At 68.4% G+C, this 20,334-nt stretch carries 18 protein-coding genes; 5 read left to right on the top strand and 13 right to left on the bottom strand.

The window, feature by feature from the left end; genetic code table 11:
• Nucleotides 1–2: 2 nt before the first annotated feature.
• From pdeM to AC07WC_RS04485, 4 genes are read right to left on the bottom strand one after another with little or no spacing between them, the layout of a single operon-like run.
• The gene (gene pdeM, locus AC07WC_RS04500; RefSeq protein ID WP_495208938.1) at nucleotides 3–647 is read right to left on the bottom strand and encodes a ligase-associated DNA damage response endonuclease PdeM; all 645 of its coding nucleotides are present in this window, start codon (nucleotides 645–647) and stop codon (nucleotides 3–5) included.
• On the bottom strand, nucleotides 637–3,081 hold the full coding sequence (locus tag AC07WC_RS04495) for a ligase-associated DNA damage response DEXH box helicase (RefSeq protein ID WP_495208937.1): 2,445 nt from the start codon (nucleotides 3,079–3,081) through the stop codon (nucleotides 637–639). Before AC07WC_RS04495 ends, pdeM begins: the two co-directional genes overlap by 11 nt.
• Nucleotides 3,082–3,095: 14 nt before the next feature.
• The gene (locus AC07WC_RS04490; RefSeq protein WP_495208936.1) at nucleotides 3,096–4,700 is read right to left on the bottom strand and encodes an ATP-dependent DNA ligase; all 1,605 of its coding nucleotides are present in this window, start codon (nucleotides 4,698–4,700) and stop codon (nucleotides 3,096–3,098) included.
• Nucleotides 4,697–5,704: a ligase-associated DNA damage response exonuclease gene (locus AC07WC_RS04485; protein WP_495208935.1), complete on the bottom strand. Its 1,008-nt coding sequence runs from the start codon at nucleotides 5,702–5,704 to the stop codon at nucleotides 4,697–4,699. Before AC07WC_RS04485 ends, AC07WC_RS04490 begins: the two co-directional genes overlap by 4 nt.
• A 109-nt stretch (nucleotides 5,705–5,813) precedes the next feature.
• Between AC07WC_RS04485 and AC07WC_RS04480 the strand changes: the two genes are divergently transcribed.
• A complete protein-coding gene (locus AC07WC_RS04480; protein WP_495209110.1) occupies nucleotides 5,814–7,445 on the top strand; it encodes an isovaleryl-CoA dehydrogenase in 1,632 nt (543 codons plus the stop codon).
• 75 nt (nucleotides 7,446–7,520) lie between these two features.
• Here the strand turns inward: AC07WC_RS04480 and AC07WC_RS04475 are convergent, their stop codons facing one another.
• The 3 genes from AC07WC_RS04475 to AC07WC_RS04465 form a co-directional block, all read right to left on the bottom strand.
• Nucleotides 7,521–7,925: a hypothetical protein gene (locus AC07WC_RS04475; RefSeq protein ID WP_495208934.1), complete on the bottom strand. Its 405-nt coding sequence runs from the start codon at nucleotides 7,923–7,925 to the stop codon at nucleotides 7,521–7,523.
• A gap of 151 nt (nucleotides 7,926–8,076) precedes the next feature.
• A complete protein-coding gene (locus AC07WC_RS04470; RefSeq protein ID WP_088434503.1) occupies nucleotides 8,077–8,418 on the bottom strand; it encodes a hypothetical protein in 342 nt (113 codons plus the stop codon).
• A 124-nt stretch (nucleotides 8,419–8,542) separates the two neighbouring features.
• Nucleotides 8,543–9,718 carry a thiolase family protein gene (locus AC07WC_RS04465; protein WP_495208933.1) on the bottom strand — a complete coding sequence of 392 codons (1,176 nt, stop codon included), beginning with the start codon at nucleotides 9,716–9,718 and terminating at the stop codon, nucleotides 8,543–8,545.
• Nucleotides 9,719–9,894: 176 nt separating this feature from the next.
• On the opposite strand from AC07WC_RS04465, the gene AC07WC_RS04460 reads away from it, so the two are divergent.
• Complete coding sequence (locus tag AC07WC_RS04460) at nucleotides 9,895–12,762, top strand: S8 family serine peptidase (protein ID WP_495208932.1); 2,868 nt, start codon at nucleotides 9,895–9,897, stop codon at nucleotides 12,760–12,762.
• Nucleotides 12,763–12,843: 81 nt separating this feature from the next.
• Here AC07WC_RS04460 and AC07WC_RS04455 read toward each other — a convergent pair whose 3' ends face one another.
• A complete protein-coding gene (locus AC07WC_RS04455) occupies nucleotides 12,844–13,941 on the bottom strand; it encodes a Glu/Leu/Phe/Val dehydrogenase dimerization domain-containing protein (protein ID WP_495208931.1) in 1,098 nt (365 codons plus the stop codon).
• A 294-nt stretch (nucleotides 13,942–14,235) separates the two neighbouring features.
• Here AC07WC_RS04455 and AC07WC_RS04450 point away from each other — a divergent pair, with 294 nt between their 5' ends.
• Nucleotides 14,236–15,333 (top strand): HDOD domain-containing protein, encoded by a 1,098-nt coding sequence (locus AC07WC_RS04450; protein ID WP_495208930.1) that lies wholly within the window; start codon nucleotides 14,236–14,238, stop codon nucleotides 15,331–15,333.
• 1 nt (nucleotide 15,334) lies between these two features.
• Here the strand turns inward: AC07WC_RS04450 and AC07WC_RS04445 are convergent, their stop codons facing one another.
• From AC07WC_RS04445 to AC07WC_RS04435, 3 genes are all read right to left on the bottom strand, one after another.
• Nucleotides 15,335–16,891 carry a phospholipase D family protein gene (locus AC07WC_RS04445; RefSeq protein WP_495208929.1) on the bottom strand — a complete coding sequence of 519 codons (1,557 nt, stop codon included), beginning with the start codon at nucleotides 16,889–16,891 and terminating at the stop codon, nucleotides 15,335–15,337.
• Nucleotides 16,892–16,939: 48 nt separating this feature from the next.
• Nucleotides 16,940–17,650, bottom strand: coding sequence for an rRNA pseudouridine synthase (locus AC07WC_RS04440; RefSeq protein WP_495208928.1), 711 nt, complete (start codon nucleotides 17,648–17,650; stop codon nucleotides 16,940–16,942).
• 81 nt (nucleotides 17,651–17,731) lie between these two features.
• Nucleotides 17,732–18,229 carry a YgjP-like metallopeptidase domain-containing protein gene (locus AC07WC_RS04435; protein WP_495208927.1) on the bottom strand — a complete coding sequence of 166 codons (498 nt, stop codon included), beginning with the start codon at nucleotides 18,227–18,229 and terminating at the stop codon, nucleotides 17,732–17,734.
• A gap of 73 nt (nucleotides 18,230–18,302) precedes the next feature.
• Between AC07WC_RS04435 and AC07WC_RS04430 the strand changes: the two genes are divergently transcribed.
• Nucleotides 18,303–18,854, top strand: a complete 552-nt coding sequence (locus AC07WC_RS04430; protein WP_495208926.1) for a DUF2058 domain-containing protein — start codon at nucleotides 18,303–18,305, stop codon at nucleotides 18,852–18,854.
• A 109-nt stretch (nucleotides 18,855–18,963) separates the two neighbouring features.
• Nucleotides 18,964–19,230 carry a DksA/TraR family C4-type zinc finger protein gene (locus tag AC07WC_RS04425; protein ID WP_495208925.1) on the top strand — a complete coding sequence of 89 codons (267 nt, stop codon included), beginning with the start codon at nucleotides 18,964–18,966 and terminating at the stop codon, nucleotides 19,228–19,230.
• Nucleotides 19,231–19,306: 76 nt separating this feature from the next.
• On the opposite strand, the gene AC07WC_RS04420 is transcribed toward AC07WC_RS04425, so the two are convergent.
• Nucleotides 19,307–19,888: a mechanosensitive ion channel family protein gene (locus AC07WC_RS04420; protein WP_495208924.1), complete on the bottom strand. Its 582-nt coding sequence runs from the start codon at nucleotides 19,886–19,888 to the stop codon at nucleotides 19,307–19,309.
• Between the two features lie 81 nt (nucleotides 19,889–19,969).
• Complete coding sequence (locus AC07WC_RS04415) at nucleotides 19,970–20,161, bottom strand: hypothetical protein (RefSeq protein WP_495208923.1); 192 nt, start codon at nucleotides 20,159–20,161, stop codon at nucleotides 19,970–19,972.
• Nucleotides 20,162–20,334 lie beyond the last annotated feature (173 nt).

Genomic DNA, 20,334 nt, shown 5'->3' with positions numbered 1-20,334 from the left:
CGCTAGCGCGACGGCAACGCAATGGCCTGGTCTTCGACGCAGGCCACCAGACGTTCTCCCGCGCTGAGCACAGGTGCGATGCCGGCAGTGAATCCCGAAAATGCCGGCAGGATCGTCATTCCCTCGCGCAGCCAGAACGCTGGCCAACGGCGTTGCATGCCCGGCAACCGGGCCAGCGGATGCAGGTGACCGCACAGCACATGCAGCCCGGGCTGCGGCTGCGGTGCATGACGCAGCAGGAACGGCCCTTCCTGGATGCGTTCGCCCAGCAGCTCGATGCCCAGGTCGGCCTTGGGCAGTACACGGTCATGATTGCCTTCGAGTGCGCCGATCCACAGCTGTGGATGCTGCTCGCGCCAGCCCTGCCACTGGCGGTACCACGCGGCCCGGTGCGCGGCGCCGTGCAGCACATCGCCGAGTACCCACAGATGGCGGATGGCGTGCTGCTCAACCAGGGCGCCCAGACGCTGCAGATCATCGGAGGTGCCGCCGCTGGGCAGGCCGATGCCCGACCGGCGGAACAGGTCCGCCTTGCCCAGATGCAGATCGGCGATCAACAGCGCATCGCGCGACGGCCAATGCAGCGCCCGCGCGCCGAGCAGATGGACGGTTTCGCCGGCGAGGGTGATCGGCAGTTCAGGCGCCATGGCGCTTCTCCAGTTGCTGTGCAGCGCGCAGGACGCGGGTCTTCCAGTCTTCGTTGCTGAGCTGGCCGCGCAGGCGTTCGGCCCAGAGCGGGAAGGACAGCGGCCCCAGGCTGGTGGGGTGCTGCACGCTCAGCGTGCGTGCCTGGCAGGACGCCAACGCGCGGCCCAGGCTTTCAAGATCGAGTTGATCGTGCAGCACTTCGTGTTCGGCCAGCGTCAGCAGGATGTGATCCGGATCGTGCTGGCGCAGCACGTCGTACAGCAGCCCGCTGGAGGCCTGCAGTTGGCGCAGGCTGCGCGGTGTTCGGCCAGGCAGTGCGGGAACCAGCATGCCCGACACGCGCGCGATGTCGCGGAACTGGCGACGGGCCAGTTCGCCGAGGTTGAGGCTGTCGCGCAGATCGCTAAGCAGTCCCTCCGGTGCCAGCAAGGTACGCACGCGCGCCGCATCGATCTCGACCGGGCGCGCCGGTGCGAGTACGAACCCATAGTCGTTGGCCGCATAGCCGAACGTATTGGCCTGCAGGCGCGTCCAGCGCATCGCCATCAACGCGGCCAGCCCTTCATTGACCTGGCGCCCGGCGAAGGGATACACGAACACGAACTGGCCCTCGCGACGGCGCACGTGTTCGACCAGCAGCGCCGGGCCGGGCAGGGCCGACAGGCGCGTCTGCAGTGCCAGCAGCGGCGCCAGCCAGCGCATCTCCGGGCTGTCGGCGGAACGGGCCAGCACCGTCTCCATTTCGTGGCCCAGTGCGTCGGACAGCGGTAGCCGCCCCCCCTGCCAGCGCGGCACAACACCGTCTCCGCCCCGCGCCTTCCGCACGTAGGCGGTCAGATTCTCCAGCCGCACCAGTTCCAGCAGGCGGCCGGCGAACTGGAAGCGATCCCCGGGGCGCAGCCGGCTGAGGAACTGTTCTTCCACCGCACCCAGCCGGCCGCCGCGCAGGAACTGCACCATGACACTGCCATCGCTGGTGATGGTGCCGATGGACAAGCGGTGACGCAGCGCGACGCGACGGTCATGCACGCGGTAGAGGCCATCGCCATCGCGCACGACTTTGTGGAAATCCGGGTACTGCGACAGCGCGCGGCCGCCCTGCACGATGAACTCCAGCACGCCATCCCAGTGCACGCGGTCCAGACCGGCGAACGCGTGCGTGCGCCGCACCTGACCGAACAGCACGTCGGGATCGAAGCCGCCGCCGAGTGCACAGCTCACCGCATGCTGCGCCAACACATCCAGCGACAAGCGCAGCGGCCGGCGTGCCTCGATGTGGCCGTGAGCCAGTGCACGGCGCGCAGCCGCGTACTCGACCAGTTCCAGCGCGTGCGACGGCACGCACACGATGTGCCCGGATTCGCCGGGGCGGTGTTTGGCGCGTCCCGCGCGCTGCAGCAACCGAGCGATGCCCTTGGGGCTGCCGATCTGCAGCACCTGGTCGACACTGGGAAAGTCGACACCGAGATCCAGGCTGGAGGTGGCGACCACGCAGCGCAACCGGCCCTCGCGCAGCCCTTCCTCCGCAGCGCGCCGCAACGCGGGATCGAGCGAGCCGTGATGCAGGGCCAGCGTGCCCGGGTCTTCCGGCCACACTGCCGAGAGCGCCTGGTGCCAGAGTTCGGCATGGGCGCGCGTGTTGGTGAACAGCAGGCTGGTACGCACCGCCAGCAGTTTTTCCAGCACGCGCTGCAGCTGCGACAGACCCAGGTGTCCGGCCCACGGGAAACGTTCGCCCTGCGCGGGCAGCAGCGTTTCCACGCTGACCGGGCGCGGGCGCGCGCCGGCCACCAGCGGCGCGTCGGGCACGTCCGGCAGCAGCACGTCGCGCGCTTCGTCCAGGTTGCCCAGCGTGGCCGACAGCCCCCATACCTGCAGGGCGGGCAGGGCATCGCGCAGGCGGCGCAGGTTCAACTGCAGCAGCACGCCGCGCTTGTTGCCGAGCAGTTCGTGCCACTCGTCCACGACCACGCAGCGCAGGTGCTGCAGGCGCGCCATCGTGTCGGGATAGCTGAGCAGCAGCGCCAGTGACTCCGGCGTGGTCACCAGCACATCCAGCCGGCCCTCGCGTGCCAGGCGTTTATCGCGCGCGCTGGCGTCGCCGGTGCGCAGGCCGACCTGCCAGTGCAGCCCGAGCGCGTCCAGGGGCTCGCGCAGCGCGCGCGCGGTGTCGGCGGCCAGTGCCCGCAGCGGCGTGATCCACAGCACCTGCAGGACCGGCACCGGGGTTTTCGCGCGGCCCCGGGTGGTACGTGGTGGCGGGTCGTGCAGGGCCTGCAGCAGCGGCCCGCCGAACATCGCCAGCGTCTTGCCGCTGCCGGTGGGCGTGTGCAGCAGGCCTGAGTCACCGGCCAGGTAATGCTTCCACATCGTTTTCTGGAACGGCAGCGGCGCCCAGCCCCGGCTGGCGAACCACGCCGTCAGGCGGGCCATGGCCTCGCGTCGCGTCACCGCGCCAATGCCTGCAACTGCGCCAGCGTATCGGCCTCGCTGGCCGGTTTGTCCTGCCGCCAGCGCAGGATCCGCGGGAAGCGCACCGCGATGCCGGATTTGTGGCGCTTGCTGCGATTCACCGCTTCGAAGCCTAGCTCGAACACCTGCTCGCCGCGGACGCTGCGCACCGGTCCGAAGCGCTCGATCGTGTTCGCGCGGATCCAGCGGTCCAGCGCGAGGATTTCCTTGTCGTCCAGGCCCGAGTACGCCTTGGCCACCGGCACCAGCGTCTCGCCGTCCCACACGCCGAAGGTGTAATCGGTATACAGCGTGCTGCGCCGGCCATGGCCGGACTGCGCATAGATCATCACCGCATCGATGGTCAGCGGATCGATCTTCCATTTCCACCAGTCGCCGCGCCGGCGCCCAGCCTGGTAGACCGAGTCGCCGCGCTTGAGCATCAGCCCTTCCACGCCGCGCTCGCGGGCCAGGTCGCGCTGCAGGGCGGCCGCGTGCCAGTCCACCACGCGGACCGCCGGCGACAGCATCAGGCGCGGGTCGTCCAGCGTGGCGAGCACCTCGGCCAGCCGCGCACGCCGTTGCGTGAGCGACAGGGCACGCAGGTCGTCACCGCCCAGCTCGAGCAGGTCGTAGGCAAGCACGCGCACCGGGGTATCGCGCAGCGTCTTCGGGCCGGGCTTGAGCCGCTGGATGCGGGTCTGCAGGGCGGTGAAGGGCAGCGGCAGGTCATCGCCGTCGGCCCAGGCCAGCAGTTCGCCGTCGATCACGCAGCCATCCGGCAATGCCATCGCCGCCGCCTCGATCTCGGGAAAGCGTCCATCCAGCCGCTCCTCGCCACGCGACCACAGCGCGACCTCACCCTGGCGGCGCAACAGCTGCAGGCGAATGCCATCCCACTTCCACTCCAGCAGCCAGTCGTCGATGGGACCAAGCGTGTCGACGTCCGCCTCCAATGGCGAGGCCAGGAAGAACGGGTAGGGCTGCTGGCGATCCTCGGGCCGCTCTTCCGGTGTCAGCAAGGCGGCCAGCAGGCCCGGCGCGGGCACCCAGCTGCCGAGCATGCGCTGGGCGATGCGCGCGATATCGATGCCCGACCATTCGGCCAGCGCCTGCTGCACCAGCCGCTGCGACACGCCCACTCGCAACGCGCCGGTCAGCAGCTTGTTGAACACCAGTCGCTCATCGAAGGCGAGCTGTTGCCAGGCGCCGGTGACGGCCGCGTGGCGCACGGCTTCGGGTTGATTGGCAACCGGCAGCAGCGTCTGCTCGATCCAGTCGGCCAGGCCGATATCCGCACCGGTCTGCACCGGATCGTCCATCAGCAGGGTCAGCGTCTCGGCCAGGTCGCCGACCTGATCGTAGCTGTCGTCCACCAGCCACGCCGGCGTATCGGACATCTCGGCCACCCACGTGCGCAACTCGGCGTTGCCGGCGATCTTCCGCCGCGCGCTGGTGACCTTGCCGCCGGCCAGCAGGAACAGGGCCCATGCCGCATCGTGCGGGGGGGGCTGCTGGAAGTAGCGCACCAGCGCAGCACGCTTGTCGCCGGTGGCGGTGCTGCGGTCGAGCTCGGTGTAAAGCGCGGCGAAGCGTTTCATTCTTCGTCCCCGTAGCCGGTGGCGAAGGCCTCGGCGGCGACGCCGCGCTCGCGCAGGAAGCGGATCAGCGCGTCGGTGTTGCCGTGGGTGGCGATGACGCGGCGCGCACCGGTATCGGCGATGGTGCGCAGCAGATCGGGCCAGTCGGCATGATCGGAAACGACGAAGCCGCGGTCGTAGTTGCGCCGGCGGCGGTTGCCACGCACCCGCATCCAGCCGGACGCAAAGCCCAACTGCGCGCGCTTGAAGCGGCGCATCCACGCGCTGCCCGCCGCCGAGGGTGGGGCCAGGATCAGCTTGCCGGCGAATGCCGCGCCGCGTGCCTGCTCACTCACCGGTTCGGTGGCCAGCATCGGAATACCGGCCTCGCGGTACACCGCGACGCCGGTGGCGATCGCGCCATGCAGCAAGGCGGGCTGTGTCTCCAGCGGCAGCAGTTCGGCCAGGATCCGCTGCGCCTTGCCGAGCGCATAGCAGAGCAGCACGGCGGCTTCGCCACGCGCTTCGCATTCGCGACGCCAGGCCACGATGTCGGCGGCCACCCGGGCCGTGTCCGGCCAGCGGTACACCGGCAGGCCGAACGTTGCTTCAGTGATGAAGGTATCGCACGGCACCACCTCGAACGGCGCGCAGCTCGGGTCGTGCTGGCGCTTGTAGTCGCCCGAGGCCACCCACACCCGCCCCGCGTGCGCGATCCGCACCTGCGCCGAGCCGAGCACATGCCCGGCCGAATGCAGGGAGACCTCGGTGTCGCCGAGGATGAAGCGTTCACCGTAGTCGTGCGCGGTGCAGTCCACCTCGCCCAGCCGCCAGCGCAGGATCGGCAGCGTCTGCGAGGTGCAGTGGTAGTGGCCCATGCCGTTGCGTGCATGGTCGCCATGGCCGTGCGTGATCACCGCGCGCGGCACCGGCCGCCAGGGGTCGATGTGGAAGTCGCCGGCCGGGCAGTACAGCCCCTCCGGGCGCAGCACCACCAGGTCGTCGTTGTCGGCATCGGCGTTCATGCCTGCACTGTGCCGCCGCGCTCGTGCAGGAGGTGAGAATCCGCATGAACGGCGCCCTGCACGGGGATGCGGCAGAATCGGTGCATCTGTCTGCAAGGAGATCGCCGTGATCACGTCTGCATGGCCCGCGTTTGAAACGCACGAGGTGAGCAACCAGCCGCCGCCCTTCGCCGGCCGGAACCTGTGGGCCGATGACGTTGCACTGGTGGATGCCGTGCAGCGCGAGGGAGGCGGTGCCTTTGCCGGCCCGTTGGCGCGCTATGGTGGCCTTGCCGGTGATGAGCTGTACCGGATCGGCTTCGATGCCAACCGCGACCGTCCGCGGCTGCGCACGCACGATGCGCAGGGCCATCGCATCGATACCGTCGAATTCCATCCGGCCTACCACCAGTTGATGACCGCGGCGAAGACCCATGGCGTGGCCGGACTGTCGTGGCACGACGGCGGTCCAGGTGCGCATGTCGCGCGCGCGGCGTTGAGCTATCTGCATCACCAGGCCGAGGCGGGCACCAGTTGTCCGCTGACGATGACCCACGCGGCAGTCGCGGTCCTGCGCCAGCAGCCATCGCTCGCCGAGTGGGCGGACAAGGCGGCGGCCCCGCACTATGACCCGCGGGATGTACCGATCGCCGACAAGGCCGGCATCACCCTGGGCATGGGCATGACCGAGAAGCAAGGTGGCTCGGACGTGCGCAGCAACACCACCCGCGCCGAACCACAGGCCGATGGCAGCTATGCGCTGATCGGCCACAAGTGGTTCTTCTCCGCGCCGATGTCCGACGGCTTCCTGGTGCTGGCGCAGGCACCGGGTGGGCTGAGCTGTTTCCTCATGCCGCGGCGCCTGGCCGATGGCGATCGCAATGCGTTCCGTTTGATGCGCCTGAAGGACAAGCTCGGTGACTGGTCCAATGCGTCCAGCGAAGTGGAACTGTGCGGTGCCCGGGCGCAGCGTGTGGGCGAAGAAGGCCGCGGTGTCGCCACCATCATCGGCATGGTGATGATGACGCGGCTGGACTGCATGCTCGGTGCCGCGGCGGAGATGCGCATGGCGCTGGCACAGGCACTGCACCACACGCGGCACCGCCGCAGCTTCGGCAAGCGGCTGGCCGAGCATCCCTTGATGGCCAACGTGCTGGCCGACCTGGCGATCGAATCCGAAGCCGCCACGGTGTTCGCGATGCGTGTAGCGCATGCGGTGGACCAGGCGGGAACGGATCCGCGGCAGGCGGCGTTCGCGCGCATCAGCACGGCGGTGGGCAAGTACTGGGTGTGCAAGCGCGCCGCGGTGTTCGTCAATGAAGCGCAGGAATGCCTGGGTGGCGCAGGCTATGTGGAGGAGTCGATGCTGCCGCGCCTGTACCGGCAGGCACCGTTGAATTCAATCTGGGAGGGCAGCGGCAACATCCAGTGCCTGGACGTGCTGCGTGCGCTGTCACGCGAACCGCAGGTGCTGCAGGCGCTGGACGCCGAGCTGGATGCGGTGGCCGGCGTCGACGCGGTGTATGACGCCGCGCTGCGGGGGTTGCGCAGCCAGCTCGCGGCAACCCCGGGGGAGGCACAGGCGCGTCGCGTGACCGAGCGCCTGGCGCTGGTGCTGCAGGCCGCCGTGCTGCTGCGCGCGCAGAGCCCGAACGCATCCGCCTTCATCCGTTCACGACTGGATGCCGAGCATGGAATGGCGTTCGGCACGCTCCCGGTCGATCTGGATTTCGGGGGCATGCTGGGCCGCGCCCTGCCGTGATCGGCGCCCAATGAAAACGCCCCCTCCGGAGAGGGGGCGTTGCTGATGCCACGATGCGGCGTGAGTGACGCCGACTCAGCGCTTGGCTTCGTTGGCGTTCTTCTTGGCATCGTCGGCGACGTCGCGCGCCTTGTCCGCGACTTTCTGCGCGGCGTCGGCGGTGGAGTCACTGGCATGGGCAGCCGCATCCTTGGCGGCGACCTTGGCTTCGCCAGCGGCTTTGGAGGTGGCGGCGGCAGCGCGGTCGAGCGCCTGCTGGGTATCGGCGGCAGCGCGCTCGGAAGCAGCCGCGGCATCGTCGGCGGCACTGCGGGTCGCTGCAGCGGCCTTGTCGACCGCTTCACGCGCGGCCGCGTTGGTGCTGTCGGCCGCCTGGGCGGCATCACGGCGGGCCTGCTCGGCTTCCGGGCCCTTGCAGGCGGCCAGGCCGAGCAGCAGGGAAGCGGCCAGCAGGGAGGTGGTCAGCGGACGGATCTTCATGTGGCGCTCCAGAACGGCGATGGATGGGAGGCCAGCCTATTCATGCGTCTGTGAAGAACCGGTGGGTGGCCGCGCCGGCGAAAGACGCGCCCAAAGAAAAAGCCGCTGGCGAACCAGCGGCTTTTTCAGACTTGCTTGAAGAAAGAAGTTATTACTTCTTGGCTTCTTCAGCAGCGTCCTTGGCCTTCTCGGCGGTGCCTTCGGCAGCCTTGGCAGCGTCGGCAGCCTGGTCGGCAGCAGCGTCGGTGGCAGCGCCAGCAGCCTGGGCAGCGGCATCAGCCGAAGCGTCAGCAGCGGTGGTGGCGGTGTCGGCAGCAGCCTGGGCAGCGTCAGCAGCCGGGGCGCCAGCAGCAGCGGCCTGGTCAGCAGCGGCCTGGGCGTCAGCGGCGGCTTCGTTGGCCGAAGCGGCGGCGTCAGCAGCCTGCTCCTGCTTCGAGCAGGCGGTCAGAGCCAGGCCCAGGGCCATTGCGATCAGCAGCTTGTTGATGCTCATTGTTGTGAATCCTCGTCGTTAGATTAGGCAACGCGCTATTGCGCGCCCGGCAACATGATGACAAGCCACGATTGGCTGTCAAGCGATCGCGCATTCAGTTTTGAGAAATGCGCGTTAAACCAAATCAAATCAATTCGATAGCGATGGCGGTCGCTTCGCCGCCGCCGATGCACAGGGTAGCAATTCCGCGCTTGGCGTCACGCTTGCGCAATGCGTTCACCAGCGTGACCACCAGCCGTGCACCCGAGGCACCGATGGGATGACCCAATGCGCAGGCACCGCCATTGACATTGACCTTGTCGTGCGGAATGCCCAGCTCGCGGATCGGGGCCATCGCGACCACGGCAAAGGCTTCGTTGATCTCGAACAGGTCCACCTGGTCCAGCGTCCAGCCGGTCTTGTCCATCAGCTTCTGGATCGCACCGATCGGCGCGGTGGTGAACCATTCCGGCGCCTGCGAGTGGGTGGCGTGGCCGACGATGCGGGCCAGCGGCTGCAGGCCGCGGGCGGCAGCATCGTCCTCGGACAGCAGCACCACCGCAGCGGCACCGTCGGAGATGCTCGAGGAGCTGGCGGCGGTCACCGTGCCGTCTTTCTTGAACGCCGGGCGCAGGGTTGGAATCTTGGCGATGTCCGAGCGGCTGGGCTGCTCGTCCTGCGCGTACTCGACCTCACCCTTGCGGGTGGTGACCTTCACCGGCACGATTTCGCCATCGAAGGCGCCATTGGCCTGCGCGGCCTGTGCACGGCGCACTGATTCGATGGCGAAGGCATCCTGGTCCTCGCGGCTGACCTGGTACTTTTCCACGGTGCATTCGGCGAACTCGCCCATGGCCTTGCCGTCGTAGGCATTGACCAGGCCGTCGTGGGCCATGTGGTCGATCACCTGGAAGTTGCCGAAGCGGTTGCCGGTGCGCGAGTTGGGGATCATGTGCGGGGCGTTGGACATCGACTCCATGCCACCGGCGACCACGATGCTGGCCGAGCCGGCCTTGATCAGGTCATGACCGAGCATGATGGCCTTCATGCCCGAGCCGCACACCTTGTTGAGGGTGGTGGCGCCGGTGGAGACCGGGATGCCGGCGGCGATCGCGGCCTGGCGGGCCGGCGCCTGGCCGAGATTGGCCGGCAGCACGCAGCCCATGATCACTTCGGAAACGTCCGCAGCCGGCACCCCGGACTGCTCCAGGGCCGCGGCGATCACGGTGGACCCGAGGGTCGGGGACGGCACGCCGTTGAACTGGCACAGGAAGGAGCCGATGGCGGTGCGCTTGGCGGCGGCGATGACGATGTTGGACATGTGCAATCTCTTTGGTGCGTGAGCGAAGAGCGGAATGGGAACACGGGCGTTGGAAGCCGACGCATTTCCCGGCAGACTGCGTGGGGGTCGGTCCAGTATAGAGGGTCGGCATTGACTGCCGGTGTCTGCCCGGGGGGCAGGCAGGTGGGGAAGGTCCATTCACAAGGGGAGCAGGGATGAAGCAGGTTGTGATCGGCAGGTCGGCCTTGGCCGCGGCATTGGCGTTGGCACTGAGTGCCTGCGGGGGCGGCGGCAGCAATGTCCGCGGGGGCCTGGAACCGTCGCCACCACCGACGACACCCCCATCGCCTCCACCCACCACGCCCCCCACGCCGCCGCCGACCACGGCCCCACCGGCGCAGCCAGCCATCGATGCGCATCTGAGCATCGTCCAGGCCGGTCCGGCGCAGTCGGCCGGCTGGACCGGCGCCGGTGTGCGCATCGGCGTCGTCGATTCGGGCGTGAACCATGAGCATCCGGCGCTCAACGGACGGGTGTTGGCGAATTACACCTACGTCGATCCACGCGTGAACAACGTCAACGTGGACGACGTGGTCGGCCATGGCACCGTGGTGGCCGAACTCGCCGCCGGTCGCAGGGTGGGTAGCTGGCCCGGTGGCGTGGCCAGCGAAGCGCAGATCGTTTCGGCGCGCATCATCGCCGACAAGCGTCCCGTCGATGATGGTTCCGGCAATGGCAACGAGATCACCGGTGCGGTTGGCCTGGAGGGCGTGCACCAGGATCTGATCGCGGCCGGCGTCAAGATCATGAACAACTCGTGGGGCGGCCTGTACTGGACCAATCCCTCGGCCACTGCGCCGATCGCCCAGGAATACCGCCCCTTCATCATCAGCAACGGCGGCCTGGTGGTGTTTGCCACCGGCAACGAGAGCAAAGCCAATCCGTCCAGCATGGCGGCGCTGCCCAGCCAGGTGGGTCCGGGCGGGAGCCTGCCCGCCGCGGATCTGGAGCGTGGCTGGCTGAGCGTGACCGCGGTCGATACGGCGGACCCGGGCAAACTGGCGTCTTACGCGAATGCCTGCGGTGTGGCGGCACGCTACTGCCTCGCCGCACCGGGCACGGTGGCCTACGTCGATCCAGCCAACAAGGGGGGAACCCCGGAGTACTACTATGGCTCGGGTACGTCCTATGCAGCGCCGCTGGTCTCCGGTGCGGCGGCGCTGGTGTGGCAGAAATACCCGTACTTCACCAATGACCTGGTGCGCCAGACATTGCTGGGTACCGCCACCGATCTGGGTGCGGCCGGGGTGGACAGGACGTTCGGCTACGGCCTGCTCAACATCGCCAAAGCGATCAACGGTCCGGCCAGGTTCGACTGGGGCGATGTGACGGTGAATATCGGCACGTTGGGCCTGGATTCGGTATGGGGCAACGACATCAGCGGCAACGGCGGGCTGATCAAGCAGGGTGCGGGTGCGTTGAGCCTGGCCGGCGCCAATACCTACAGCGGCGACACCATCATCGAGCGCGGCACCCTCGCGCTGCGCGGCGGTGCGTCGCTCCGTTCCAACGTGCTCATCGCGCCGCAGGTGGGCAACCCCAACGCCGCCGCGCTGCAGTTCATGAACGGCACCACGCGGGTCAGCGGCAATGTGGACAACGGCGCCAGCGTGATCCTGCGCAGCGACAACATCGATGCCGCGATCGAAGGCAACTACCTCCAGCGTCCCGGCGCGCAACTGGTGGTCGCACTGGGGGCCAACGCGCTCATGGTGACCGGCACCGCCACGCTGGCCGGCACGGTCCGTGTGGACAGCATCATCGCCGGTTACGTCCCCCGGGATGGACGCACGCAGCCGCTGCTGCACGCCGATGGCGGGGTGACCGGCAGCTTCGACAGCGTCACCAACGGGCTGGCGCCAGGCACCTTGCTCCAGGCCAGCCTGCTGCACGCCAGCAACGACGTCACCATGGTCATCGACCGCGTCAGCGTGACCAGCGCCAGCGTCCAGGCCGGGCTGGGGGGAGCCGCGCTGGCCTCGGCGGCGCGGGTCGAATCTGCCTTCGAAGTGCTGGATCGCAACGGTGCGGCGCTGGACGGGTTTGCCGATGCGGCGGGGCAGCTGCAGCAGGTCGACGGCGCCAACGCCCTGCAGGCCAGCCTGGACAGTCTCTCCGGCAAAGCCCACGCGTTGGCCACGGCGGCCACCTTCGACAGCATCGACATGAACCGTCGTGCGCTGTCGGCCCGGGTGGGCGATGTGCAGGCCGCGCCGCGCCTGCGCGGTAGCTGGCAGAGCGTACTGGGCGAGGCAGGGCAGGGCAGCTTCGCCGGCAACGGGGTGGCAACCCGCGGTTGGATGATGGGCCAGGACATGGCACTCGGCAGCCATGGCGTGCTTGGTTTCGCGTTCGGCGAAACGCGCAGCTACGGCAGCCGCGAGTGGGGCAGTGACCGCGGCCGCGACCGTCAATCGCAGGCGCAGGTCTACGCGGGCTGGGGCACCGGCCGCGCGTATGCCATGGGCCAGATCGGCGCCGGCCAGTTCACCCGTGAGATCGATCGCCAGTTGCTGCTCGGTGCCGGCCAGTACGGCGTCAATGCACGCTACGGCGGCAGCTTCAGCGCGGCCAGCGTGGAGTCGGGCTACCGCTTCGGCGGCGCCACCGCCTCGCTGACGCCTTACCTGGGGGCCGAGTATGCCCGGGTGGACAGCGATGGTTTCAGTGAAGCGGGCGGCATGGGCTTCGGCCTGCGCGCGCAGGAGGCGGTGAGTACGCGCAGCCAGGCCTTGGCCGGCCTGCGCGCCGAGCGCCGCTGGGGCGGCTGGTCGCTGCGCGGTTACGCCGAGTGGCAACAGCAGCTGTCCAGTGATGGCCTTTCCTTGGACGCCAGCTTTGTCGGCGTCGAAGCCTGGGCACCCTTGGCGGGCCTGCAGCCGGCCCGCTCGGGCGGGTTGTTCGGGCTTTCGGTGGAATCCTGGCTGAGCCGCACCAGCCGCCTGGCGTTCGGCTATGACCAGCGCTTCGGCCCGCGCGGCGATCTGCGCCAGGTGCAGTTGCGCTACTCGGCCGGGTTCTAGGCGCGGGTCTTGCCGCAACGTCCGCGAAATGAAAGAGGGCGCGATCGATGATCGCGCCCTCTTCGTTTGCCACCGCAGCGCTCAGTTGCCGCGCAGCGTGCCCCGCCGCGGCGTGCTGCGGCCCAGCGGCATTTTCAGCTTGCCGATCGCAAGGATGCGCGACTCGGCGATCTGGTCGGCGGCGCGTTGCGGGGCGATGCCTTCGCTCTGCGACAGCGCGAAGATGCGGCCGAGGTTGTGGTAGATGCTGCGGATCAGGCGCATCGCGCGCTCGCGGTTGTAGCCATCGATCTCCAGCGAGACGTTCATGACGCCACCGGCGTTGACCGCGTAATCCGGTGCATAGAGGATGCCGCGCGCATGCAGCTCGTCGCCCACGTCCAGGCTGGAGAGCTGGTTGTTGGCGGTGCCGCAGACGATCTTGCACTTCAGGCGTGGCAACGTGTCCGGATTGATCGCGCCTTCCAGCGCGCACGGCGCGAAAATGTCGGCGTTGACGTCGTAGATGTCCTCCGGCTTCACCGCTTCGGCACCGTACTCGGTGACGGCGCGGTCCACGCGCGCGCTGTCCAGGTCGCTGACGTACAACTTGGCGCCACGATCACGCAGCAGTTTCACCAGTTCCATGCCGATGTGGCCCAGGCCCTGCACCGCGATGCTGGCCTTGCCCACTTCCTCATGCCCCAGCTTGTGCTGCATCGCCGCCATCAACGCCTGCAGCGCGCCATACGCCGTGAACGGGGCCGGGTCGCCGGAGCCCCCGTGCACCTGGTGTACGCCGGTGACGTACTCGCTTTCCAGGTAGATGTTCTCCATGTCGTTGACATCGGTACCCACGTCTTCGGCGGTGATGTAGCGCCCGCCCAGCGAATCGACATAGCGGCCGAACGCGCGGAACAGCACTTCGCTCTTGTCACGCTTCGGGTCGCCGATGATCACCGCCTTGCCGCCACCCACGTTGAGGCCGGCCAGGGCGTTCTTGTAGGTCATGGTGCGGCTCAGGCGCAGCGCATCGGCCAGGGCCTCGTCGGTGCTGGCGTAGGGACGCATGCGCACGCCGCCCAGGGCCGGGCCCAGGGTGGTGTTGTGGATGGCGATGATCGCCCTCAGACCGGCGTCGCGGCTGTGGCAGAACACCACTTGTTCGTGACCGGTGGTTTCGAGGGTTTCAAATAACATGGTGGCTCCGATGGTGCGAACGGTGGCGAACAGCGGCGAACGCGCCAGCAAAAGGTGGGTTGTAAAACAAAAAAAGCGACGTCGTCGGGTCTCGGACGGGTCGCGCGGCGCCATTCTAGTCCATTCCGATGGAGGGTGTTGTCAGCGGAGCGCCTGCCGCGCCGCCATTAAAGTTGCTGAAGCGCAGGCCGATGCCGTGGCAACGGTGTGGATGGCCGGTCATCGCAGGAAGGATCACGTGGGCGCAGTCGCAACAACGCAAGGGCGGGACCCGGTGCGTCCAGGACGACCGGCATGACCGTCGCGATCTGGATGGGCGCCGCGGTGCTGGTGCTGCTGGGTGTGGCCGTCCTGCTCCGCCAGCGGCGTGGCATGGCGGCGCCCGCGATGGACCGCGCCAGCGGACTGCAGGAGCGCAGCGCGGCCTTGCCGGCGGGGCTGCTGCCGCCGGGCACCGATCCGTTGGCGGTGCTGCAGGCCGGGCTGTACACGCTTGCGCTGGTGCCCCGCAGTGGCGATGCCGCCGACGCAGCGGCGCCGCATGCGGTTGAGCTGCGCGATGCCGTCACCGCCTCGCTGCTGGCGCGGGACTGGTCGGCCAGACACCTGCCGCGTCGGCCGCAGCTGCTGCCGCAGCTGATCCAGACCGTCAACGACAGCGACGCCTCGGCGCGCGCGATGGCTGGGATCATCAGCCAGGATCCGGTGCTGACCGGCAATCTGCTGCGCATCGCCAACAGCCCGGTCTACCGGGTGCAGGCGCGCCCGGTGGAGACGCTGCAGCGCGCGGTCACCCTGGTCGGTACCGATGGCATCCGCCAGATCATCAGCGCGGTGCTGGTGCAGCCGGTGATGCAGTTGCAGTGCGATGCCTTTCCGCAGTTCAGCGCCGTGATCTGGGAGCACGCGCTGCTGGCCTCGCGCGCTGCCGCCGATCACGCACGCACGGTCACCCATGAAGATGGCTTCGCCGCGCAGTGGCTGGGCCTGACCCAGGGCCTGGGCGCCGCGCTGGTGGTGCGCCATCTGCTGGATGCCTGTGCGGAGCAGGATGTGGCGGTACCGCCACGCGCGCTGGCGGCCGAACTGCTGGACAGCTGGACCCTGCCGGTGGCCAGCCGGATCGCCGCTGCGTGGGAGCTGCCCAAGGCGGTACACGATGCCCTGATCCGCCAGAGCGGCAGCGGGCTGGCGGCCAGCCTGCGCTTTGCGCGCGCGGCGGCGGCGGCCAGCCTGCTGTGCCGCCATGGCCAGATCGGCCAGGTCCAGGCGCTGGCCCTGCTGGAACAGCTGGACGACACACCGCCGCATGCCCTGCAGTGGATCTGGCGGCGCGTGCACGGGCGGGCGGTGGGTGAAGAGGCCGAACTCGAGGTGGCGCAGGCCGGCTGAGTCAGAGTTGCGACTCCAGCGGCAGCCAGCTGATCGCGCGCGCGCTGGCGCGCAGCCAGAACCCGGTATCCGGTTCGCTGTACAGCCAGTGCGGCGGCTGCGCATCCCGCTCCAGCCAGCGCACGTCGCCGTCCGGCCCCAGGGCCACCCAGTAACTCTGTTCCGGGCTGGCCAGGCGCAGATACTCGTCGCGCAGTTGCGCGGCGAGCGCCGGATCGTTGAACAGCACGCCCATCTCGGTGTTCAGATACGCCGAGCGTGGATCCAGGTTGAACGAGCCGACGAAGCCGCGTTGGTCATCGATCATGAAGGCCTTGGTGTGCAGGCTGGCGCCACTGCTGCCGAACAGGCCGCCGCCATCGACATTGCCGCGTGACTTGAGCTCGTACAGCTGCACGCCACCGCGCAGCAGCGGCGCCCGGTAGTGCATGTAACCGCTGTGCACGGCGGCCACGTCGTTGGCGGCCAGTGAGTTGGTGATCACCCCGACCTGGGCGCCACGCGCGACCATCGCGCCCAGCCCCGCCGTGCCGTCTTCGCCGGGCACGAAGTACGGCGAGATCAGCAGCGCCTTGTGCCGGGTGCTTTCCAGTTCCGCCACCAGGCGCGTCACCAGCCAGCTGGCCTGATCGTCGCGACGGTGTTTCATCGGTGGGTCCGAGGCGATCTCCACGTGCCGGGTCCAGTGCAGGTCGAGTGCATCGCGGTAGTACGATTTTTCCGCCTGCGAGCGCGCCACGCGCGCCAGGTAGGGCCTGGCGCTGTCCAGCCGTGCCTCGTGCTCGCTTTCGCGGATCAGCAGGCGCAGCTGTGGTTCGGTGTAGAACGCCAGTGCGCGGATCGGCGCCGCGGTATCGCTGTTCCAGTAGTCGTCGAAGATCGTGTTGGCCTGCTGTACCGCTTCGCCGGCGAGCAGCAGGTCCAGATCGCGGAAGTTCACGTCCGGGCGCGCGCTGAAATACGCTTCGCCGATGTTGCGGCCGCCGACGATCGCCACGCGCCCATCGGCGATCCACGACTTGTTGTGCATGCGGTGGTTGACGCTGAAAACGCGCTGCACCATCTCGACCAGGCGCCACAGCCCGCTGCGGTTGCGGAACGGGTTGTACAGGCGGATCTCGATGTTGGGGTGCGCATCGAGCGCCATCATCAGGGCATCCTTGTCCTGCGCGTTCATGTCATCGAGCAGGATGCGCACCCGCACCCCGCGCTCGGCGGCGCGGTACAGTTCGTTGGCCATGAGATGGCCGATCAGGTCGTCGTCCCAGATGTAGTACTGCAGGTCCAGGCTGCGCCCGGCGTGCTGGGTGATCACCGCACGCGCGGCATAGGCGTCCAGCCCATCGGACAGGAAGGCCACGCCGGTCTGGCCGGGGTGTTCGGCCTGCAGGCGGACCAGCTCGCGGTCGATCGCGGTCTGGTCGGCCTGCGCGGGCAGCACCGTGGAGCGTTCGCCCCGCGCCTGCGGGGTCAGGTGGTCGGCCAGCAGCACCAGCAATGCAACGACGATCCCCAGCCAGCGCAGCAGCCGTCGCCAGAACGGTTTTTTCTCGGTCATGCCCCGATCGTAAGCGGCGCGGCCGTGCAGCGCGAGCGGCGTTGCGGCTTAGAAGCGCTCGTCCGGTGCCAGGTACCGCCACTGGCCGGGGACCAGCTTGCCCATCGCCACGCGGCCGATGCGCAGGCGGCGGATGCTGACGACCTCCAGCCCGACCTGGCGGCACATGTCGCGCAGCTGGCCCGGATGCACCGGCTTGATCGCAAAGCGCAAGCGCGTTTCGTTCTGCCAGCTCACCTTGCACGGCGGCAGCGGCCAGTTGCGGAAGCTCAGGCCATGGGCGAGACGCTTCATGCCGTAGGGCGCCAGTTCGCCACTCACTTCCACCAGGTACTCCTGCTCCAGCGTCGCGCCGCGGTCCTTCAGGTGCGAAATGACGCGCCCGTCCTGGCTGACCACGACCAGGCCGCTTTCGTCATCAGAGAGCGGCATCACCAGCTGCAGCGCGTGGAAATGCCGCTGCAGCAGGGTTACACCGGTGGCGTTCAGCTCACTGCGGCTGTCCGGGGTCACCAGCGCGCACAGTTCCTCCGAACGCATGCCGGCCGGCTTGTGCAGCAGCATGCTCACGGTTTCGGTGCGGGTCGCTTCGGCGTTCTCACGCAGCACGATCGCCTCGTCGGTGACCATGGTCTGTGGCTGTTCGACCACCTGGCCATTGACGGTCACCCAGCCGCCCTCGATATAGCGCTGGGCGTCGCCACGGGAGCAGCCGATCAGGCTGGTCAGGCGTTTGTCGAGTCGGATCGGGTCGGTCATCGGGCAGGCAACATAAAGCGGGAAGCGGGCGGGGAGTGTACTGGCTGGGGCCCGGCGCTGCGCGATGACGACGGTCGCGGCTCAGCTCGCGGGGCGTTCCAGGTGGGTCAGGTACAGCCGCAGGTCGAACTCCAGCTGGTGGTAGTCCGCTTCCATGTGCGTGCACAGCTGGTAGAAGGCCTTGTTGTGGTCCGATTCCTTCAGGTGGGCCAGTTCGTGCACCACGATCATCTTCAGGAAGGGCGCCGGCGCCTCGCGGAACACCGTGGCGATGCGGATCTCGCGGCTGGCCTTGAGCCTGCTGCCCTGTACCCGTGACACCGTGGTGTGGGTGCCCAGTGCGTGCTTGAGCACCTGCAGCCGGCTGTCGTAGACCACCTTGGAGAGCGGCGCGGACTGGCGCAGGTACCGCTCTTTCAGGCCTTGGGTGTAGTCGTACAGCTGGCGGTCGTTGCGCACCGTGTGCAGCTCGGCGTAGCGGCATTCCAGCCACGGCCCCAGCCGGTCGCCCGCGATCAGCTCGCGCACCTGCTGCTGCAGGGCGTCGGGATAGCCGGCGAGGTACTTCAGGGCGGTCATGCGGGCGGTTGGGGCGGGGCGGGCAGACCAGTATGATGGCCCCCGGAATCCCGCAACAACAGATGCTAGGCGTATGGCGAAGGCAAACCCCCTGCAGGAGCAGCTGCTCAAGGCTGGTCTGGTCAAGAAATCCCAGGTCTCCCAGGCCGCCCGTGAGCAGGTGAAAGCCCGCCACGGCAAAGCCCCGGTCGCGCCCAGCGAGAGCCAGCGCGAGGCCGAGCGCCTGCGTGCGGAAAAAGCCGAGCGCGATCGCGCGCTGGAAGCCGAGCGCAAGGCCAAGGCCCACGCCCAGGAGCTGCAGGCCCAGGTGCGCCAGATCATCGAGGCACACAAGATCAAGCGTGAGGGCGAGAGCGAGTACCGCTTCAACGACGGCACGCTGATCCGCACCCTGCTGGTCAACAACGTCCTGCGCCGCCAGCTGGCCTCGGGCAGCCTGGTGATCGCCCGCCATGGCGACGGTTTTGAGCTGCTGCCGCGTGCAGCGGCCGACAAGGTCCGCGAGCGCGACGCCAGTGTGATCGTGCTCGACAACAGCCAGCCCGCCAGCGAGCCGAGCACCGGCAACGCCGAGGACGATGCGTACTACGCCCAGTTCCAGGTGCCCGACGACCTGGTCTGGTAAGCGCTGCCTGAAGCGTTTACCCGGCGCCGCGTGCGTTCAGCCCTGCGTTGGCTGGGCACGGTGGGCCGGGTCTATGCTGGTGCTCCGGCACCGGCATGGGAGACACATCATGGCGACAGGTTGGGCAGGCGACGGCGCCGTCCAGGATCAGATCGACGCCACCGTCGATGACGCCATCCAGCGGGCCCGCGCACAGCTGCGCGACGGCCCCGGACTGACCCACTGCGAACACTGCGAGGCGTCCATTCCCGAGGCGCGTCGAAAGGCCGTGCCCGGCGTACGCCTGTGCGTGCGCTGCCAGGAGGAAGAAGACGCCGCGCAGCAGGACGGCGGCGGCTACAACCGCCGCGGCAGCAAGGACAGCCAGCTGCGGTAGGTGCCGACCGTTGGTCGGCACGCAATAACGCATACCGACCAACGGTCGGTATCTACAACCGGCGTGGCACGCGCCCTCAACCGTCCCCCTGGATCCCGCCCGGCGCCTGCGACGGGTCACGCCAGCGACGTACCGTGCGCTGGAAGAACATGTTGTTGGGCATCTGCAGCACGGTGCCTTCATGGCCGCTGCCGGTTTCCTGCAGGGTGGTGTAGATCAGGTTGATGTCGATCACCCGGCCCTTGAGCCCGGGCTTTTCGCCGTTCTCCAGCAGCTCGATGTAATCGTGCAGGCGGAACGGACGCGTGGTGAAGATCAGCAGCGTGCAGAAGATGTTGGAGAGCACGCTCCATGCGGCGAAGAACGCCACCGCGCCGACCGCGGCGAAGCCGGTGAACGCCGTCCACAGCACGGTCGCCGAGACGCCCACGATGTTGAGCACGATCAGCAGTACGGTGAAATACACCACGAAGCTGAACACCCGGCGCGCGCCCATGATCATTTCCGGCGGCAGGGTGTAGTGCTCGCCGACGCGGCGGATCAGGCGCCGGGCGACCAGCCGCAGCAGCCACGCGGCCAGCAGGGTCACCAGGATCTGCAGGGCAGGGACCCCGTAGTGCAGCCATTCGTGGGTCCAGGCGGGCAGATGGTCTTTCATGGGGGACGGAATTCCTTTGCAGCGATAGTGCCGATCCCATCATGGTAATGCCGATGGGCGCCGCCGCATCGTGGTGCCGGCTTACTTCGGCGGCCTGCCGTACACATCGAATGCGGCGATCATCGCCGAAGCGCACAGCGGCGCGTTCTGCGCGTACTGCACGCACACATCGGGTGCTGCGGGCGCCAACGACAGCTGTATCTGCAGCGGGCTCCACGGCAGCGTGCAGCCGGTGGCCAGTGAGAGCAGCACGGCCAGACAACTGGATGACATGGGGATACTCCTTGGCGAGCGCCGGTAGTGACATGGGATTGGATGCCGCTGCCACCGGAAAGGTTTAAAGGCTGCAGAAAAATTCCGCTTTGCCGCATGAGTGCCACACCCGAGCCCCGCAGCGGCCTGCCGGTTGCTACGAGGCCATCACGCTCGCGGCAGCCCCAAGCGGA

The organism is Stenotrophomonas sp. GW821-FHT01H02A, assembly GCF_059422145.1.
This window is presented reverse-complemented; position numbering and strand designations above follow the sequence as displayed.

Excerpts from the sequence above, each read along its gene's own strand:
- pdeM (WP_495208938.1), bottom strand. The coding sequence starts at position 647 with ATGGCGCCTGAACTGCCGATCACCCTCGCCGGCGAAACCGTCCATCTG.
- AC07WC_RS04495 (WP_495208937.1), bottom strand. The coding sequence starts at position 3,081 with ATGGCCCGCCTGACGGCGTGGTTCGCCAGCCGGGGCTGGGCGCCGCTG.
- AC07WC_RS04490 (WP_495208936.1), bottom strand. The coding sequence starts at position 4,700 with ATGAAACGCTTCGCCGCGCTTTACACCGAGCTCGACCGCAGCACCGCC.
- AC07WC_RS04485 (WP_495208935.1), bottom strand. The coding sequence starts at position 5,704 with ATGAACGCCGATGCCGACAACGACGACCTGGTGGTGCTGCGCCCGGAG.
- AC07WC_RS04475 (WP_495208934.1), bottom strand. The coding sequence starts at position 7,925 with ATGAAGATCCGTCCGCTGACCACCTCCCTGCTGGCCGCTTCCCTGCTG.
- AC07WC_RS04470 (WP_088434503.1), bottom strand. The coding sequence starts at position 8,418 with ATGAGCATCAACAAGCTGCTGATCGCAATGGCCCTGGGCCTGGCTCTG.
- AC07WC_RS04465 (WP_495208933.1), bottom strand. The coding sequence starts at position 9,718 with ATGTCCAACATCGTCATCGCCGCCGCCAAGCGCACCGCCATCGGCTCC.
- AC07WC_RS04460 (WP_495208932.1), top strand. The coding sequence starts at position 9,895 with ATGAAGCAGGTTGTGATCGGCAGGTCGGCCTTGGCCGCGGCATTGGCG.
- AC07WC_RS04455 (WP_495208931.1), bottom strand. The coding sequence starts at position 13,941 with ATGTTATTTGAAACCCTCGAAACCACCGGTCACGAACAAGTGGTGTTC.
- AC07WC_RS04450 (WP_495208930.1), top strand. The coding sequence starts at position 14,236 with ATGACCGTCGCGATCTGGATGGGCGCCGCGGTGCTGGTGCTGCTGGGT.
- AC07WC_RS04445 (WP_495208929.1), bottom strand. The coding sequence starts at position 16,891 with ATGACCGAGAAAAAACCGTTCTGGCGACGGCTGCTGCGCTGGCTGGGG.
- AC07WC_RS04440 (WP_495208928.1), bottom strand. The coding sequence starts at position 17,650 with ATGACCGACCCGATCCGACTCGACAAACGCCTGACCAGCCTGATCGGC.
- AC07WC_RS04435 (WP_495208927.1), bottom strand. The coding sequence starts at position 18,229 with ATGACCGCCCTGAAGTACCTCGCCGGCTATCCCGACGCCCTGCAGCAG.
- AC07WC_RS04430 (WP_495208926.1), top strand. The coding sequence starts at position 18,303 with ATGGCGAAGGCAAACCCCCTGCAGGAGCAGCTGCTCAAGGCTGGTCTG.
- AC07WC_RS04425 (WP_495208925.1), top strand. The coding sequence starts at position 18,964 with ATGGCGACAGGTTGGGCAGGCGACGGCGCCGTCCAGGATCAGATCGAC.
- AC07WC_RS04420 (WP_495208924.1), bottom strand. The coding sequence starts at position 19,888 with ATGAAAGACCATCTGCCCGCCTGGACCCACGAATGGCTGCACTACGGG.
- AC07WC_RS04415 (WP_495208923.1), bottom strand. The coding sequence starts at position 20,161 with ATGTCATCCAGTTGTCTGGCCGTGCTGCTCTCACTGGCCACCGGCTGC.